The 17,229-nt window shown below is 67.8% G+C and carries 17 protein-coding genes; 16 read left to right on the forward strand and 1 reads right to left on the reverse strand.

From position 1 onward, the window contains the following. Positions 1-4: 4 nt before the first annotated feature. Positions 5-724, forward strand: a complete 720-nt coding sequence (locus K6T84_RS15775) for an SDR family NAD(P)-dependent oxidoreductase (protein WP_224865617.1) — start codon at positions 5-7, stop codon at positions 722-724. Here K6T84_RS15775 and K6T84_RS15780 read toward each other — a convergent pair whose 3' ends face one another. After that, the gene (locus K6T84_RS15780; protein WP_224863978.1) at positions 725-1,834 is read right to left on the reverse strand and encodes an alcohol dehydrogenase catalytic domain-containing protein; all 1,110 of its coding nucleotides are present in this window, start codon (positions 1,832-1,834) and stop codon (positions 725-727) included. Between the two features lie 14 nt (positions 1,835-1,848). Here K6T84_RS15780 and K6T84_RS15785 point away from each other — a divergent pair, with 14 nt between their 5' ends. The 15 genes from K6T84_RS15785 to K6T84_RS15855 all read left to right on the forward strand — a co-directional run bounded on the left by K6T84_RS15785 (position 1,849) and on the right by K6T84_RS15855 (position 17,227). Beyond that, a complete protein-coding gene (locus K6T84_RS15785; protein WP_224863979.1) occupies positions 1,849-2,307 on the forward strand; it encodes an acyl-CoA thioesterase in 459 nt (152 codons plus the stop codon). Between the two features lie 34 nt (positions 2,308-2,341). Further along, positions 2,342-2,782, forward strand: coding sequence for an SRPBCC family protein (locus K6T84_RS15790; protein WP_224863980.1), 441 nt, complete (start codon positions 2,342-2,344; stop codon positions 2,780-2,782). A gap of 18 nt (positions 2,783-2,800) precedes the next feature. Then, complete coding sequence (fadD5, locus tag K6T84_RS15795) at positions 2,801-4,378, forward strand: fatty-acid--CoA ligase FadD5 (RefSeq protein WP_224863981.1); 1,578 nt, start codon at positions 2,801-2,803, stop codon at positions 4,376-4,378. Positions 4,379-4,675: 297 nt separating this feature from the next. Next, on the forward strand, positions 4,676-5,413 hold the full coding sequence (locus K6T84_RS15800) for an MlaE family ABC transporter permease (protein ID WP_224865618.1): 738 nt from the start codon (positions 4,676-4,678) through the stop codon (positions 5,411-5,413). Between the two features lies 1 nt (position 5,414). Further along, positions 5,415-6,284: an ABC transporter permease gene (locus tag K6T84_RS15805; RefSeq protein WP_224863982.1), complete on the forward strand. Its 870-nt coding sequence runs from the start codon at positions 5,415-5,417 to the stop codon at positions 6,282-6,284. Positions 6,285-6,289: 5 nt separating this feature from the next. Continuing rightward, entirely contained in the window at positions 6,290-7,504 is a 1,215-nt protein-coding gene (locus tag K6T84_RS15810; protein ID WP_224863983.1) for an MCE family protein, read from the forward strand. Then, complete coding sequence (locus K6T84_RS15815) at positions 7,501-8,529, forward strand: MCE family protein (RefSeq protein ID WP_224863984.1); 1,029 nt, start codon at positions 7,501-7,503, stop codon at positions 8,527-8,529. The genes K6T84_RS15810 and K6T84_RS15815 overlap by 4 nt, the downstream gene beginning before the upstream one ends. After that, positions 8,526-10,130 (forward strand): MCE family protein, encoded by a 1,605-nt coding sequence (locus K6T84_RS15820; RefSeq protein ID WP_224865619.1) that lies wholly within the window; start codon positions 8,526-8,528, stop codon positions 10,128-10,130. Before K6T84_RS15815 ends, K6T84_RS15820 begins: the two co-directional genes overlap by 4 nt. Beyond that, positions 10,127-11,692, forward strand: coding sequence for an MCE family protein (locus tag K6T84_RS15825; protein WP_224863985.1), 1,566 nt, complete (start codon positions 10,127-10,129; stop codon positions 11,690-11,692). The genes K6T84_RS15820 and K6T84_RS15825 overlap by 4 nt, the downstream gene beginning before the upstream one ends. A 17-nt stretch (positions 11,693-11,709) precedes the next feature. After that, on the forward strand, positions 11,710-12,861 hold the full coding sequence (locus tag K6T84_RS15830) for an MCE family protein (RefSeq protein ID WP_225402092.1): 1,152 nt from the start codon (positions 11,710-11,712) through the stop codon (positions 12,859-12,861). Beyond that, complete coding sequence (locus K6T84_RS15835) at positions 12,855-14,447, forward strand: MCE family protein (protein ID WP_224863986.1); 1,593 nt, start codon at positions 12,855-12,857, stop codon at positions 14,445-14,447. The genes K6T84_RS15830 and K6T84_RS15835 overlap by 7 nt, the downstream gene beginning before the upstream one ends. Next, positions 14,417-15,082: an Rv1363c family protein gene (locus K6T84_RS15840; protein WP_224863987.1), complete on the forward strand. Its 666-nt coding sequence runs from the start codon at positions 14,417-14,419 to the stop codon at positions 15,080-15,082. Before K6T84_RS15835 ends, K6T84_RS15840 begins: the two co-directional genes overlap by 31 nt. Further along, positions 15,079-16,044: an RDD family protein gene (locus K6T84_RS15845; RefSeq protein WP_225401086.1), complete on the forward strand. Its 966-nt coding sequence runs from the start codon at positions 15,079-15,081 to the stop codon at positions 16,042-16,044. Before K6T84_RS15840 ends, K6T84_RS15845 begins: the two co-directional genes overlap by 4 nt. Further along, positions 16,041-16,589, forward strand: a complete 549-nt coding sequence (locus K6T84_RS15850) for an Rv1363c family protein (protein WP_224863989.1) — start codon at positions 16,041-16,043, stop codon at positions 16,587-16,589. The genes K6T84_RS15845 and K6T84_RS15850 overlap by 4 nt, the downstream gene beginning before the upstream one ends. Then, complete coding sequence (locus tag K6T84_RS15855) at positions 16,556-17,227, forward strand: mammalian cell entry protein (protein WP_224863990.1); 672 nt, start codon at positions 16,556-16,558, stop codon at positions 17,225-17,227. The genes K6T84_RS15850 and K6T84_RS15855 overlap by 34 nt, the downstream gene beginning before the upstream one ends. Positions 17,228-17,229: the final 2 nt, after the last annotated feature.

Raw genomic sequence — 17,229 nt, forward strand, 5'->3', positions numbered from 1 at the left:
CCTGATGTCCAAGGTGGCGCTGGTGACCGGGGCCGCCGGCGGCCAGGGCCGCGCGATCGTGCAACGGCTGCGGGCCGACGGATTCGCCGTCGCCGCCTGCGATATCAACCACGCCGAGCTGATCCCAGCCGGGCCTGCCGACGACAAGGTGCTGGCCGTCGGACTCGACGTGACCTCCCCGAGCGGGTGGGCCGCCGCGGTGGCAGAGACCGTCCAGCGGTTCGGGTCGCTGACCGCACTGGTCAACAATGCCGGCACCCTGCACCGGGCCGCGATCGTCGACGAGACGGTCGAAGGATTCGAAAAGGCCTGGCGGGTCAACTGTTTGGGTGCGTTCCTGGGGATCCAGGCGACGCTGGAGCAGCTGCGGGCGGCCGACGGCGCCGCGATCGTCAACACCTGCAGCACCGGAGCGATCCGGCCCTTCCCGCAGCACAGCGCCTACGGTTCGTCGAAGTGGGCGCTGCGCGGGCTGACGCAGACCGTCGCAGCCGAACTCGGGCCCGTCGGTATCCGGGTCAATGCGGTGTTCCCCGGGCCGATCGCCACCCCGATGCTCGACGAGCGCACCCAGGAGCGCCTCGCCGCGACGGCGATGACCGGCCGGCTGGGGCGGCCCGGCGAGGTCGCCGACGCGGTGGCCTTCCTGGTCTCGGACGCGGCGTCGTTCATCACCGGCTCCGAACTGGTCGTCGACGGCGGCCAGTGCCTGCAGATCCGTTGACTACGCGTCGAACGTGATGAGCTGGCGAACGGCCACCCCGTCGGCGAGCTGATCCATCGCGGAGTTGATCTGCTCCAGCGGCACGGTCGCCGACACCAGCTGCTGCACCGGCAGCCGGCCCGCCCGCCACAACTCGACGAATCGCGGGATGTCGCGGGCCGGTACCGCCGAGCCCAGGTAGCTGCCGATCAGCGAACGGCCGTGGGCGACCAGATCCAGCGGCGACAGGCTGATCCGGGCGTCCGGCGGCGGCAGGCCGACGGTGATGGTGCGCCCGCCCGGGGCGGTCAACTCGATCGCGGTCTGCAGGGCGGCCGGATGGCCGGCCGCCTCGATCACCACCGGCGCCCGCAGTCCCGACTCGCCTGCCTGCGCCGGGGTCATCACCTGCTGTGCGCCCAGAGCCGTTGCGGCGGCGAGCTTTTCGGGCAGCCGGTCAATCGCGATCACCTGCACGCCGTCGTGGGCCAGTGCGGTCAGCACCGCGGCCATCCCCACCCCGCCGAGCCCGACAACCGCGACGGACTCACCGGCCCTGGGCTTTCCGACGTTGAGCACCGCGCCGCCGCCGGTCAGCACCGCGCAGCCCAGCAGGGCGGCCACCGCCGGAGGAACGTCGTCGGGCACCGGCACCGCACTGGCCGCGCTGACTACCGCGTGGGTGGCGAAACCCGAGACTCCGAGGTGGTGGTAGACGCTTTGCCCGGCCCGCCGCAGCCGCATCCCGCCGCCCAGCAGGGTTCCCGCACCGTTGGCGGCGCTGCCGGGTTCGCACGGGGCGGCGCCGTCGGTGTCGCACGCGGCGCAGGAGCCGCAGCGCGGCAGGAAGGTCAGCACCACCCGCTGCCCGACCGGCAGATCGACTCCGGAACCGACGGCTTCGACGATCCCGGCGGCCTCGTGGCCGAGCAGCATCGGCACCGGCCGCACCCGATTGCCGTCGACCACCGACAGATCGGAGTGGCAGACCCCGGCGGCCTCGACCCGCACCAGTAGCTCACCCGCACCCGGCGGGTCCAGCTCGAGCTCGGTCACCGTCAGCGGCCGGGAGGCGGAATACGGCCGCGGCGCACCGATGCGCTCCAGTACAGCCCCGCGGATGGCGATCATGCTGGAATACAACCATGACTGTCCCGCCCGCACCGGATGGGTTGACCAGCCGCGACTTTCCGGTGCAGTGGCCCGTGCTGACCCGCTGGGCCGACAACGACATGTTCGGCCACCTCAACAACGCGGTGTACTACCAGCTGTTCGACACCGCGATCAACGGCTGGATCGCCGCCAACGCGCGAGACGTCGACCCGGTGTCCATGCCCGAGCTGGGCGTCGTCGCCGAATCCGGCTGTCGATTCCTGGGCGAGCTGGCCTTCCCCGACCCGCTCGCGGTCGGCCTGGCCGTCACCCGGCTGGGACGCAGCAGCGTCACCTACCGGCTGGCGGTATTCCGTGCCCCCGACGGAGAAGCCGCCGTACCGCCGGCCGCGCTCGGGCACTGGGTGCACGTCTACGTCGACCGCACCACCCGGCGTCCGGTGCCGATCCCCGACGGCATCCGGGCCCTGCTGGCCACCGCCCAGGTCTGACCGGGGCCGCCGGCCCGGTGGTTATGCTCGGCGGATGCCGCTCGTGAGCAAGACCGTCGAAGTGGCCGCCGACGCGGCCACGGTCATGGGGATCGTCGCCGACTTCGAGGCCTACCCGCAGTGGAACGAAGAGGTCAAGGGACTGTGGGTGCTGGCCCGCTACGACGACGGCCGGCCCAGTCAGCTGCGTCTCGACGCGTCGTACTCCGGTTTCGACGGCACCTTCATCCAGGCGGTGTACTACCCCAGCGACACCCAGATCCAGACCGTGCTGCAGCAGGGCGACCTGTTCAGCAAGCAGGAGCAGATGTTCTCGGTGGTCGAGATCGGCGCCACCACGCTGCTGACAGTCGACATGGACGTCGAAACCGAGATGGCGATGCCCAAGCCGATGGTCAAGAAGGCGTTCAACAACGTCCTGGACTACCTCGCGGACAATCTCAAGCGCCGGGCCGAGGAGCTGGCCGGCAGCTGACAGCAACGGAGGCTCGAATTGATCCACGCACCAACCGATCCCGCCGAGCAGCCCTACCGCGCCCGCCGGCAGAACTGGGTCAATCAGCTCGACCGGCACGCGCTGATGCAACCGGACGCCCCGGCGCTGAGATTCCTCGGACAGACCACCACCTGGGCGCAGTTGCACGACCGGGTCGCCGCGCTGGCCGACGCCCTGAGCCGCCGCGGGGTGGTCAGCGGCGACCGGGTGATGATCCTGATGCTCAACCGCACCGAGTTCGTCGAGTCGGTGCTGGCCGCCAACCGGCTGGGCGCGATCGCGGTGCCGGTGAACTTCCGGCTCACCCCGCCGGAGATCGCGTTCCTGATCACCGACTGCCAAGCCCGGGTGCTGATCACCGAGCCGGCGCTGGCGCCGGTGGCCACCGCGGTGCGGGGGCTGACCGAGGTTCAGGCAATCCTGAAAACGGTTGTGGTGGCAGGGGAAGACGGCGACGAAGATCTGATCGCCTACGAGACCCTGATCAGCGAGGCCGGCGCACCGCACCCCGCGGTGGACATCGACAACGAGTCGCCGGCGCTGATCATGTACACCTCCGGGACCACCGGCCGGCCCAAGGGCGCGGTGCTGACCCACATCAACCTGACCGGCCAGCTGATGACCGGCCTCTACACCTCCGGCACCGGAGTCAATGACGTCGCGTTCATCGGGGTGCCGTTCTTCCACATCGCCGGAGTGGGCAACCTGCTGCCCGGCATGTGGCTGGGCATCCCGACGGTGATCAATCCGTTGGGCGCGTTCGACGCCGGGCAACTGCTCGACGTGCTGGCCGCCGAGAAGGTCACCGGAATCTTCCTGGTCCCGGCGCAGTGGCAGGCGGTCTGCGCCGAGCAGCAGGCCAACCCGCGCGACATCGTGCTGCGGACCATGTCCTGGGGGGCGGCCCCGGCGTCGGACACCCTGCTGCGGGAGATGGCCCAGGTCTTCCCGAACACTCAGATCCTGGCGGCGTTCGGCCAAACCGAGATGTCCCCGGTCACCTGCATATTGCGGGGTGAGGACGCGATCAGAAAACTCGGATCGGTGGGCACCGTCATCCCGACCGTCACCGCCCGGGTCGTCGACGAGAACATGAACGACGTGGGCGTCGGCGAGGTCGGCGAGATCGTCTACCGGGCACCCACATTGATGAGTGGCTACTGGAACAACCCCGACGCCACCGCGGAGGCGTTCGCCGGCGGCTGGTTCCACTCCGGTGATCTGGTGCGGATGGACGTCGAGGGCTACGTCTGGGTGGTCGACCGCAAGAAGGACATGATCATCTCCGGCGGCGAGAACGTGTACTGCGCCGAGGTGGAGAACGTACTGGCCGCACACCCCGACATCGCCGAGGTCGCGGTGATCGGCCGGCCGCACGATCAGTGGGGCGAAGTGCCGGTGGCCGTGGCCGCGCTCACCCGCGACGGCCTGGCGCTGGCCGACCTCGAGGACTTCCTCACCGAACGGCTGGCGCGCTACAAGCACCCCAAAGCACTGGAGATCGTCGACGCCCTGCCGCGCAATCCCGCAGGCAAGGTGCTCAAGACCGAGCTGAGGGCGCGCTACGGCGGATGAGCCCCGGCGTCCGCCGAGATGGCGACACGTTACTGTCCGGTAGGCAACTCGGTTTGGTGGCACCATTCGATGCCGCTCTCACCGAGTCATCAGGTATGGTCCGATGGTCGCCGAACGCACGTTGGGCCGCTAAGGTGACGCGGGTCTCGCTGAAACTGGACAGGAGGAGGCCGTGGTGCGACGCGACTCCCAGATGCGTCGTCGTCGGTGGTCTCCAAGGAGGGGAGTGTTGTGACGGCTCCAACGCGACCCCGCGTGGCTGACTTCGCTCGTGATCGACTGTTACCACCGCTGGTCATGGTCGGCGGGTTCTTCCGGATGTGCGCGCTGACCGCCCGCGCGCTTTTCCAGCCGCCCTTCCAGTGGCGTGAGACTGTCCAGCAGGGCTGGTTCATCACCAGCGTCGCGATCATCCCGACCATCGCGGTCGCCATCCCGCTGACCGTGTTGCTGGTCTTCACCTTGAACATCCTGCTGGCGCAGTTCGGCGCCGCCGACGTCTCCGGGGCCGGCGCGGGTATCGCGGCCGTCACCCAGCTGGGGCCGCTGGTCACCGTGCTGGTGGTGGCCGGCGCAGGCTCGACCGCGATCTGCGCCGATCTGGGCGCCCGCACCATCCGCGAGGAGATCGACGCGATGGAGGTGCTCGGCATCGACCCGATCCATCGGCTGGTGGTTCCCCGGGTGATCGCCGCGACCGTGGTCGCCCTGCTGCTCAACGCCCTGGTGATCGTGATCGGTCTGGCCGGTGGCTTCCTGTTCGGTGTTTACCTGCAGAACGTGTCCGGTGGCGCGTATCTGTCCACCCTGACCCTGCTGACCGGGCTGCCCGAGGTCGTCATCTCCACAGTGAAGGCCATGGTGTTCGGACTGATCGCAGGCCTGGTCGGGTGCTACCGCGGGCTCACGGTTCGCGGCGGGTCCAAGGGACTCGGTACGGCCGTCAACGAGACCGTGGTCTTGTGTGTGCTCGCGTTGTTCGCCGTGAACGTGGTGCTGACCACCATCGGCGTGAAGTTCGGAACGGGGACCTGACATGTCGACATCGACAGTGGTGCGGGGCCGCTTTCCCGGTCTGGTCGCGAACTATCAGCGTTACGTCGGGATGGCCGGCCGTTCGCTGGACAGGAGCGGCCGGCTCGGCTGGTTCGCGCTGACCGCCCTCCGGCAGATCCCCTGGGCACTGCGCCGGTACCGCACCGAGACGCTGCGCCTGATCGCCGAGCTGGGCATGGGCACCGGCGCCATGGCCGTGATCGGCGGCACCGTGGCCATCATGGGCTTCGTCATGCTGGCCGGTGGCTCGCTGATCGCGATCCAGGGCTTCACCTCACTGGGCAATATCGGCGTGGAGACCTACACCGGTTTCGCCGCGGCCCTGGTCAACGTCCGCGTCGTCGGTCCGGTCAACGCCGGAATCGCCCTGGCCGCCACAGTCGGCGCTGGCGCCACCGCCGAGCTCGGTGCGATGCGGATCAGCGAGGAGATCGACGCCCTGGAGGTGATGGGGATCAACTCGATCTCCTACCTGGTGTCCACCCGGGTGGTCGCCGGCTTCACGGTGATCATCCCGCTGTACGCACTCGCGCTGATCATGGCGTTCGCCTCGCCGCAGGTCGTCACCACGCTCTTCTTCGGCCAGTCGTCGGGAACCTACGACCACTACTTCCGAACTTTCCTGCGACCAGACGACGTGTTCTGGTCCTTCATGGAGACCATCCTGATCGCGATCGTGGTCATGATCACGCACTGTTACTACGGATTCAACGCCAGTGGCGGCCCGGTCGGCGTGGGTGCCGCGGTGGGCCAGTCCATGCGGTTGTCGCTGATCACGGTGCCCACCGTGGTCCTGCTCGCAGCGTTGGCGCTCTACGGCGTCGACCCCAACTTCAACCTGACGATGTGACGGGCATGGCTACCGGTAGGCAGAACGCAGCGCACACCCCGCCCTACAAGTTGGCGGGCGTGGTGACCGTCGCCGTCCTGTTGTTGATCGCGGGCCTGGTGTACGGCCAGTTCCGTGGCTCCTTCACCAAGACGACGCCGCTGACGATGGTGGCGCCCCGCGCCGGTCTGGTGATGGACCCGGGCGGCCCGGTGACCTACAACGGCGTGCAGATCGGCCGGGTTGCCGACATCTCGCCGACCGAGCACAACGACAAGCCGGCCGCCAAGTTCACCCTCGACGTGGACCCCAAATACATCAAGCTGATCCCGTCGAACGTGCAGGCCGACATCATGGCGACCACGCTGTTCGGTAACAAGTACGTGGCGCTGACCGCGCCGGCGAACCCCACCCGCGAGCGGATCAGCAAGAACAAGATCATCGCGACCTCGGTGACCACCGAACTCAACACGCTGTTCGAGACCGTCAACAACCTCTCCGAGCACGTCGACCCGATCAAGCTGAACCTGACCCTGCACGCCGCCGCGGAGGCGCTGACCGGCCTCGGTGACAAGCTCGGCGACTCGCTGGTCAAGGGCAACGCGATCCTCGACGACGCCAACGCCTACATGCCGTCGCTCCGGCGCGACATCAAGGGCTTCGCGACCCTGGGCGACGTCTACGCCGCCGGGGCACCGGACCTGGTCGGCTTCATGGACAACTCCATCCCCGCCGTCAAGACCATCACCGCGCAGCAGAAGGAACTCGACGCCGCGCTGCTGGGTGCGGCCGGGGTGGGCAACCTGGGCACGGACGTCACCAACCGGTTCGGGCCGTACTTCCGCCGGCAGTTCTCCGACCTGGTCCCGGTGTCGGCCCTGCTCGACGAGTACAGCCCGGAGCTGTTCTGCGCCATCCGCAACATCGCCGGCGTCGCACCGAAGGTCTACCAGGGACTCGGCGGCGGCGACGGTTACGCGCTAGACACCGTCAGTGAGCTGGTCAGCCCGGCGAACCCGTATATCTACCCCGATAACCTGCCGCGTTACAACGCTCGCGGCGGCCCCGGCGGTGCGCCGGGCTGCTGGCAGGAGATCACCCACGACTTCTGGCCGGCGCCTTACCTGGTGGCCGACACGGGAGTCAGCCAAGCGCCCTACAACCACTTTGAAGTCGGATCGCCCTGGGCCATTGATTACGTCTGGGGTCGCCAAGTCGGGGATTACACGATCAACCCATGAACATCACCAGAACCGCAATCAAACTCGGCGCCGTCGGATCGGTGCTGCTGGCATTCACCGTCGGCCTCGTCGTGGTGTTCGGCCAGGTCCGGTTCGACCGGACGGCCAACTACTCCGCCGAATTCACCAATGCCAGTGGCCTCCGGCAGGGACAGTTCGTTCGCGCATCCGGGGTAGAGATCGGCAAGGTCAAGAAGGTGCGCTTGGTCGACGGCGGCCGTCGAGCGGTGGTGGACTTCAACGTCGACCGGTCGCTGCCGCTGTTTCAGTCGTCCACCGCGCAGATCCGCTACTCCGACCTCATCGGCAACCGCTACCTGGAACTCAAGCGGGGCGACGGCGAGGGCGCCGACCAGCGGCTGCCCGCGGGCGGGTTCATCCCCGCGTCGCGCACCGAGCCGGCACTGGACCTGGACGCGTTGATCGGCGGTTTCAAGCCGGTGTTCCGATCGCTGGACCCCGACAAGATCAACACCATCGCGTCGACCATCGTCACGGTCTTCCAGGGCCAGGGCGGCACCATCAACGACATCCTGGAGCAAACGGCTCAGCTGACCTCGCACATTGCCGAGCGAGACGCGGCGATCGGTGAGGTGGTCAAGAACCTCAACGTCGTCCTGGACACCGCGGTCAAGCACCGCCAGACGTTCGACGAGACGATCGACAACTTCGACAAGCTGGTCAAGGGGCTCAACAGCCACAACACCGGCCTGGCCAACGGCACCGCGGAGTTCGGCAACGCCGCCGGCAACCTGGCCGACCTGCTGGCCGACAACCGGACCCAGCTGCACAGCCTCTTCCCGGTGGCCGGACCGGAGCCGGAGGACCGGCTCGACGACATCGACGATCTGCTGCAGAAGATCCCCAAGGCGCTCAAGCTGATCGGGCGCACCGGTGTCTACGGTGACTTCTTCAACTTCTACATCTGCGACGCGACGATCAAGCTTCCCGGCCTGCAGCCGGGCGGACCGGTGCGCAACGTGCGGTTGTGGCAGCAGCCGACCGGGAGGTGCACGCCGCAGTGAGGACTCTGGAGCCGCCCAACCGGGCGAGGATCGGCATCATCGGCGTGGTCTCGGTGCTGCTGGTGACGCTGGTCGGGCAGACCTTCACCACGGTGCCGGTGCTGTTCGCCGAGCCTAGCTACTTCGGCCAGCTCGCCGACACCGGCGGGCTGAACGCCGGCGATAAGGTGCGAATCTCGGGCGTGGACGTCGGCAAGGTCCAAGACCTGTCGATCGAGGGCGACCACGTACTGGTGAAGTTCTCGGTCGGTGCGAACCCGATCGGCTCCGACAGCCAGATCGGCGTCAAGACCGACACCATCCTTGGCCGCAAGGTGCTGGCGATCGAGCCCAAGGGCGAGAAGCGGATCGCGCCGCGCGGCGTCCTGCCGTTGGGGCAGAGCACCACGCCCTACCAGCTCTACGACGCCGTCTTCGACGTCACCAAAGCAGCGTCCGGCTGGGACATCGACACGGTCAAGAAGTCGTTGAAGGTGCTCTCGGAGACCGTCGACCAGACCGCTCCTGACCTGAGCGGCGCACTCGACGGGGTGGCCAAGTTCTCCGACACCATCGGCAAGCGCGACGAGGAGATCACCCACCTGCTCGCCCAGGCGAATCAGGTGGCGAGCGTGCTGGGCAGCCGCAGCGGTCAGGTCGACGCGGTATTGCGCAACACCCAGACGCTGCTGGCGGCGTTCAACCAGCGCAGTCAGGCGATTTCGGCGTTGTTGGGCAACATCGCCTACTTCGGCGAACAGGTACAGGGCCTGGTCCGTGACAACCCGAGCCTGGACCTGCGCCATGTGTTCGTAGAGGCCGACAACATCACCAGCATGCTGGTGCGGCGCAAAGAAGACCTGATGGAGATGTTCACCATCCTGGGCAGATACATGACCATCGTCAACGAAGCCATCGCGTCCGGTCCATACTTCAAGGTCTCGACGCTGAACCTGATCCCGTTCTGGATCCTGCAGCCGTGGGTGGACGCCGCGTTCAAGAAGCGGGGGATCACCCCGGAGGAGTTCTGGCGCAACGCCGGCCTGCCGGAGTTCCGCTACCCCGACCCGAACGGCAACCGGTTCGCCAACGGTGCTCCGCCGCCTGCACCGCAGGTGCTCGAGGGCACCCCCGAGCACCCCGGACCGGCCGTCGCACCGGGTTCGCCGTGTTCGTACGCACCGGCGGCCGGACTGTTCCCGACGCCGGGCAACCCGCTGCCGTGCGCGAACCTCGACCCGAACTCGGGTCCGTTCGGGCCGAACGGCCCCTACCCGGGTCCGATGGATGTGTTGACCTCGCCGCCGAACCCCAACGCCGAGCCGGCTGCACCGGGCATCCCGATCGCCGGGCGGCCAGGCGAGGCCCCCCCGACACTTCCGGGCAACCCGGTTCCGTTGCCCGAGGCCAATCCCGGGGCGCGCTCCGAACCGGTCGGCCCGGTGGCCGGTCCGGCACCCGCCAACCCTGGCGCGGCACCGCCGCCCGGGCCGCGGGCACCCGGCCCGGCGGCTCCGCCCGGACCCGGCGACCAATTACCCGCACCGTTCATCACTCCCGGTGAGGGCGGAAACAGCCAGCCGGGTGGCGGCGGCGGCGCACGAGGAAGTGAACGGCCGTGAGCAGCGCCTTTGATGTCCGTAACCTGCGACTGCCGGAGCGGTCGCGGACGACGATGATTGCCGGTGCACTGCTGCTGGCACTGCTGGCCGCGGTCGCCTTCGGCGGCCTTCAGCTCTACCGCAAGCTGAGCAGTAACTCGGTGGTCGCCTATTTCCCGCAGACCGACGCGCTGTACCCCGGCGACGCAGTGCAGATCATGGGTGTGCGGGTCGGCGCGATCGACAAGATCGAGCCGGCCGGCGACAAGATGAAGGTCACGCTGCACTACGACAACAAGTACAAGGTGCCGGCCGAGGCCCACGCGATCATCTTGAACCCGACGCTGGTGGCGTCGCGGACCATTCAGCTGGAGCCGCCGTACCGCGGTGGACCGGCGCTGGCCGACAAGGCCGTCATCCCCGAGGAGCGCACCGAGGTCCCGGTCGAGTGGGACACGCTGCGCAACGACGTCACCAACATCATCGAGAAGCTGGGCCCGACCCCGTCGCAGCCTCAGGGGCCGATCGGTGAGGCGATCGAGTCCTTCGCCGACGGCATCGCCGGCAAGGGCCAGCAGGTCAACACCGCGTTCAACAACCTGTCCGACGCGCTGACCGCGTTGAACAAGGGCCGCGGCGACTTCTTCGCGGTGGTGCGCAGCCTGAAGCTGTTCGTCACGGCGCTGGACCACAACGACCAGCAGTTCGTGGCGGTCAACCGCGATCTGGCGACGTTCACCAACAACCTGACCAGCACCGACCAGGCGCTGGCCACGGCCGCCGACCAGTTCTACGCCACGATGACGATCGTCAAGGCGTTCCTTAACCAGAACGCCGAACCGCTGGTCAGCAACATTGACAACATGGCCCAGGTGACGACGGCGCTCACCCAGCCGGACGCGCTTGAGGGCTTCGAGACCGCGCTGCACGTGATGCCGAACGTGCTGGCCGCGTTGGGCGAGATCTACCACCCGGCGCAGGGCGCGGTCACCGGTTTCCCCGTGCTGGTGAACTTCGCCAACCCGATGCAGTTCATCTGCAGCGCGATCCAGGCCGGCAGCCGGCTGGGCTATCAGGACTCCGCGGAGCTGTGCGCGGAGTACCTGGCGCCGGTGGCCGACGCGATCAAGTTCAACTACCTGCCGTTCGGTATCAACATCTGGACTAACGCCTACACCACGCCGAAGCAGATCGCCTACTCCGAGCCGCGGCTGCAGCCGCCACCGGGATACAAGGACACCACCGTCCCGGGAATCTGGGTGCCGGACACCCCGTTGTCGCACAAGAACTCTCAGCCGGGCTGGATCACCGCGCCGGGGATGCAGGGCGTGCAGCCCGGCCACGACACCGAGCGGCTGCTCACTCCGGAATCGCTGGCGCAGCTGATGGGCGGCCCAGACCCGCTTCCGGTGGACTCGCAGTACCAGACACCGCCCGGTCCGCCGAACTCCTACGACGAGTCCCCCGGCCCGCTGCCGTTCGTCGGTCTGCCAGCAGGGCAGGCGCCCATCGCGCCGCCGCCGCCGGGACCGAACGTGATCCCCGGCCCGGTGGCACCGCTTCCCCCGCGAGGTGAGGGCTGATGAAACAGAGGACAGTGATGAAGACGGCCGGCCGACGGAGCCGGCAGGTCCTGGTGCTGCTGGCGGCGACGCTGACGCTGACGTCGTGCGGCGGCTGGCGCGGTATCGCCAACGTGCCGCTGCCGGGCGGTCCGGGCAGCGGCAAAGGCGCCTACACCGTCTACGTCCAGGTGCCCGACACGCTGGCGCTCAACGGCAACAGCCGGGTTCTGGTGGCTGATGTGTTCGTCGGCGCGGTCGAGCGGATCGAGCTGAAGAACTGGGTAGCCACCCTCAAGCTGAAGCTGAACAGGGACGTTCACCTGCCGCGCAACGCGACCGCGAAGATCGGCCAGACCAGCCTGCTGGGTTCGCAGCACATCGAGTTGGCGTCGCCGAAGGACCCGGTCGGTGAACTGCGCAACGGCGACACGATCGACGTGAACCACTCGTCGTCGTACCCGACGATCGAGCGGACGCTGGCCGGCGTGGCGCTACTGCTGCAGCGCGGCGGCCTGTCGGACCTGGACACCATCACCACCGAGTTCGCCGCCCTGTCCAATGGCCGCGCGGATCAGATCCACGCTTTCCTGACCAAGCTGGACACCTTCGTCGGCAACCTGAATGACCAGCGTGAGGACATCACCCGGGCGATCGACTCCACCAACCGGCTGATGAGCTACTTCGGTGCGCACCAGGACTCCATCGAAAGGGTCCTGACCGATTTCCCGCCGCTGTTCAAGTACTTCAACGCCCAGCAGGGGATCTTCATCAACGCGATCGAGGCGCTGGGCCAGATGGGCCAGTCGGTGAACGAGCAGATCATCCCGGCGCGGTCCGATCTGCACAACGTGCTCACGTCGTTCCAGTGCCCGGCGCGGGAGCTCCGCAAGGCGTCGCCGTATCTGCCGGAAGCGTTGAAGTTCATCATCACCGCGCCGTACCACGTCGACGGTGCCTTCAAGGCGGTGCGCGGCGACTTCATCAACACCTCGCTGGTGGTCGACCTCACCTACGCATCCATCGACAACGCGATTCTGACCGGAACCGGGTTCTCCGGGATGCTGCGGGCGCTGGAGCAGTCCTTCGGCCACGACCCGAAGAAGATGATGCCGGACGTTCGGTACACGCCGAACCCCGCCACCGCGCCCGGCGGTCCGTATGTGGAAAGGGCTGACCGGAATTGCTGAAACCACAGGTCAAGCGTCAGCTGGTCATCTTCACCGCCCTGACCGCGGCGGCGCTCATGGTGTTGGGGGTCTACTACCTGCGGCTGCCGACCCTGGCGGGCCTGGGCCAGTACAGCCTGAAGGCGGATCTGCCCGAGGCGGGCGGGCTGTACAAGACCGCGAACGTCACCTACCGCGGCACCATCATCGGCCGGGTCACCGGCGTCGAGCCGACCGAGTCCGGCGCGCAGGCGACCATGCAGATCTCCAGCAAATACAAGATCCCCGTCGACGCGAGCGCCAACGTGCACTCGGTCTCGGCGATCGGCGAGCAGTACCTGGACCTGGTGTCGAGCGGGGACCCCGGTCAGTACTTCAAGAAGGGCCAGACGATCACCGTGGGCACGGTGCCGTCGGCGATCGGGCCGGCGCTGGACACCGCCAACCGGGGTCTGGCGGCGTTGCCGGTCGGCAAGATCTCGTCCCTGCTCGACGAGACGGCGACGGCGGTCGGCGGATTGGGCCCGGCGCTGCAGCGACTGGTCGATTCCACAACGCAGATCGTCGGTGACTTCAAGACGAACCTCGACGACGTGAATCAGGTCGTGGAGAAGTCGGCCCCCATCATCGAGAGCCAGGTCAACTCCGGCGATGCCATCCACCAGTGGGCACGCAACCTGAATCTGCTCAGTGGGCAGGCGGCCAGCCGGGACGGCACGGTCAAGCACATCATCTCGGATCTGCCGCCGCTGATCGATCAGGTGCACACGGTGTTCAACGACACCAAGGACTCGCTGCCGCAGTTGATGGCGAACATGTCCATCCTGACCGAGATGGCCAAACGCTACAACCGCCACACCGAGCAGGTGCTGGTGTTCTTGCCGCAGGCCGGGTCGATCGGTCAGACAGTCAGCTCGGTCTATGAGGGACGGTTGAACATTGATGTGGCTCTGGGCGCTTTTCCGGGCCCGGTCTTCCCCGTGCCGATCCCGGGCCTGAGCCTGGGTTTTCCGGCGCCGTGTCTGACCGGTTACCTGCCGGCCTCGGAGTGGCGGGCGTTCGCCGACACCAGTCCGGCCGAACTGCCGGATGTGTCCTGCCGGATTCCGCAGGACACGCCGGCCAACAGCGTTCGCGGGGTGCGCAATATCCCGTGCGTGGATGTGCCGGGCAAACGGGCCGCCACGCCCAAGCAATGTCGCAGCGACGAGCCGTATGTTCCGCTGGGCACCAACCCCTGGTACGGCGACCCGAACCAGATCCGCACCTGTCCGGCCCTGGGGGCGCGCTGTGATCAACCGGTCGAACCAGGTCACGTGATCCCGGCGCCGTCGATCAACACCGGTCTCAACCCGCTACCGGCGGACATGGTGCCGGCCACGCCGCCGCCGGCCAACGATCCGCTCTCGCGGCCGGGGACCGGTAGCGTGCAGTGCAACGGGCAACAGCCCAACCCCTGCATCTACACCCCGGGCGGTGGACCCTCCGCGATCTACAATCCGCAGAGTGGCGAGGCGGTGGGGCCAGACGGCGTCGCATACTCCGTCGAGAACTCGATGAACATAGGAGACGACGGATGGAAGGGGATGCTGGCACCGTTCCGGTGAGCACCGAACCGGACGAGGACCAGCAGACCGCAGATACCGCGATCGAGGACGCCGCGGCAGCGGCTGACGACAACGACGCGGCCGAACTCGCGGCGAATGAGCCGGGTCAGGCTGAAGAGGCCGATGGGGCCGTCGTGACCCGGCTCGGCCGTCGTCAGTTGATCGGAATCTGCGTGTTGCTGTTGCTGGTGGCCGGCGGACTGGTGGCCGCCGGTGTTGCGGGTCTGCGCAGCCACACGGCGAGTCTGGCGATGGCGCGCGACAATGCCGAGGCCGTTGAGGCCGCCAAGACCTGCGTGCTGGCGACCCAGGCGCCGGACCCGGGTGATGTCTCGCTGTCCCAGCAGAAGATGCTCAACTGTTCGGCCGGGGAGTTCCGCACCCAGGCCGCGCTGTTCGCACAGATCCTTCCGCCCGCCTATCAGGCGGCGAAAGTCCATGTCGAGCTCACCGAGATGGGCGCCGCGGTGGAACGCAACAACCCGGACGGCACCATCGACGTTCTGGTGGCGTTCCGTATCAAGGTCGACAATGTCGAGGCCAAGGGCCGCGAGGCCGGCTACCGGCTGCGCGCCCAGATGATGCGCGAGGACGGCCAGTACCGGATCGCCAAGCTCGACCAGGTGGCCAAGTGACCGAAGCAGTGATCGACGTGCCGGGCGGCGCGCCCGCCTCGTGGCGCACGCGCGTGATCGCCCTGGGCATCGACCTGCTGCCGGGTGCCGTTACGGCGGCGACGACGGCGATGGCGGCGATGTGTCTGCCGTCCGGTGGATTCTGGTGGTGGCTGGCCATGATCCTGACCGGAGCGGTGATCCTGGCGACCGCGGTCAACCGGGTGCTGCTGCCGGTGGTCACCGGGTGGAGCCTGGGCCGTGCATTCACCGGGATCGAGGTGGTGCGGACCGGGTCGGGTGCTGCCGTCGGGCCGCTGCGGCTGTTGCTGCGCGATCTGGCGCACCTGCTCGACACCTTGCCGGTTCTCGCCGGCTGGTTCTGGGCGCTGCGTGACGGACGTGTCCGGACTTTCGCAGATCGGTTGGCGCGCACCGAGGTTCGCCCGGCTGCGCCGCGAGAAGCACCGCAGGACATCCGGAAGAAGACGCTGACTGTGTTCGCCGCTGCGGCCGTGCTGAGTGTGGCCGTCGCCGGCATCGCCTATGCGGTGGTATTCCAGCGTGACCACGCCGCAGATGTGGCCCGAACCCAGATCGCCCGACAGGGCCCGAAGATCGTGGCGGACATGCTGTCCTACGATCCGCAGACCCTGCAGGAGGACTTCGACCGCGCGCAGTCGCTGGCCACCGAGAAGTACCGCGAACAGCTGGTGCCCCAGCAGGATGCGATCCGCAACTCCCAGCCGGCACCGAACCTCTACCGGGTGACCGATGCCGCGGTGCTGGACGCCTCCTCGCACCGCGCCACCATGCTGATGTTCCTGCAGGGCCAGCGCGGTACGGCAGGCAAGGAGCGAATGATCAGCGCCACCGTGCGGGTGGTGTTCACCGAGGCGAAGGGAAGCTGGCGCGTCGACGACCTGTCCGTGGTCAGCAAACCGCTGCCCGCCGCGGAGGGCCAAGCCGAGGGGGACAAATGAGTCCGCGCCGCCGCGTCCAGGCAGACGATCAGCCGCTCTTCACCGCACCCGAGCCCGCGCCCAGCCGGCGGTTCTCGGTGATCGTGGGCAGCGCACTGCTGGTCGCCACCGCCGCGATGGCCGTCTGCGCCGCGACGCTGCTGACCCATGTGCAGCACCGGCGGGCTGCGCTGACCGATGTCGAGGCACTGGCCGCCGTCGAATCGTTCATGACGATGTTCTCCTCGCCGGATCCGTTCCACGCCAACGACTATCTGGACAACGTCATCAGCCATGCCACCGGGGATTTCGCCGAGCAGTGCCAGGAGAAGGCAAACCAGATCCTGGTCGCGGTGGCACGCAGCGAGCGGACCACCGGAACGGTGATCGCCGCCGGGGTCGAACGGTGGAACGACGACAACAGCGTCAGCATGCTGGTGGCCGTGGAGAACACCGGTAAGACGGCGGACGGTAAGCACGATGTCCGGGCTGCGACTCGCTGGCTCGCAACGGCGTTGAAGGAAGGGGACCAGTGGAAGATCAGCAATCTGAACCAGGTGCTGTGACCGACCCTGACGAATCTGTTGACGAGACAGACGTTGTCGAGGCCGAGGACGCCACCGAGGACACCGAGTCGGAAGCCACCGAGTCCGAACCCGAGCAGCAGGCGCCACCACGTGCGCCGCGCAAGCTCAGCCTCCGGTTGGCGGTCGGCGCGTGCGCCGCGGCGTTCATCGCGGCCGCTGCGTTCGCCGGGGCGGCTGCCAAGCCCTACCTGATCGACCGGGCGGTGGTCGCCACCAAGCTGGACATCGCGCGGACCGCGGCACGGGCCATCCACACGCTGTGGAACTACACGCCCGAGAACATGGACACCCTGCCGGACCGGGCATCGGTCTACCTCAGCGGCGACCTGGAGTCGCAGTACCGCAAGTTCATCGAGGCGATCGCCGACAGCAACAAACAGGCCCAGGTCACCGACACCACCGAGATCGTCGGCGCCGCGGTCGAAACGCTCGACGGCCCCGAGGCCACCGTGCTGATCTATACCAATACCGAGGCCCGCAGCGAGCTCACCAAGTCGGTCCCGCAGATCAAGTACCTGACCTATCGGCTGTTCATGAAGCGGGACCAGAACCGATGGGTGGTCACCCGGATGCCCACCATCACCTCACTGGATCTGACGCCGCGCCTGCCGGGCTGACC

The organism is Mycobacterium zoologicum (assembly GCF_020181635.2).
Classification (GTDB): Bacteria; Actinomycetota; Actinomycetes; order Mycobacteriales; family Mycobacteriaceae; genus Mycobacterium; species Mycobacterium zoologicum.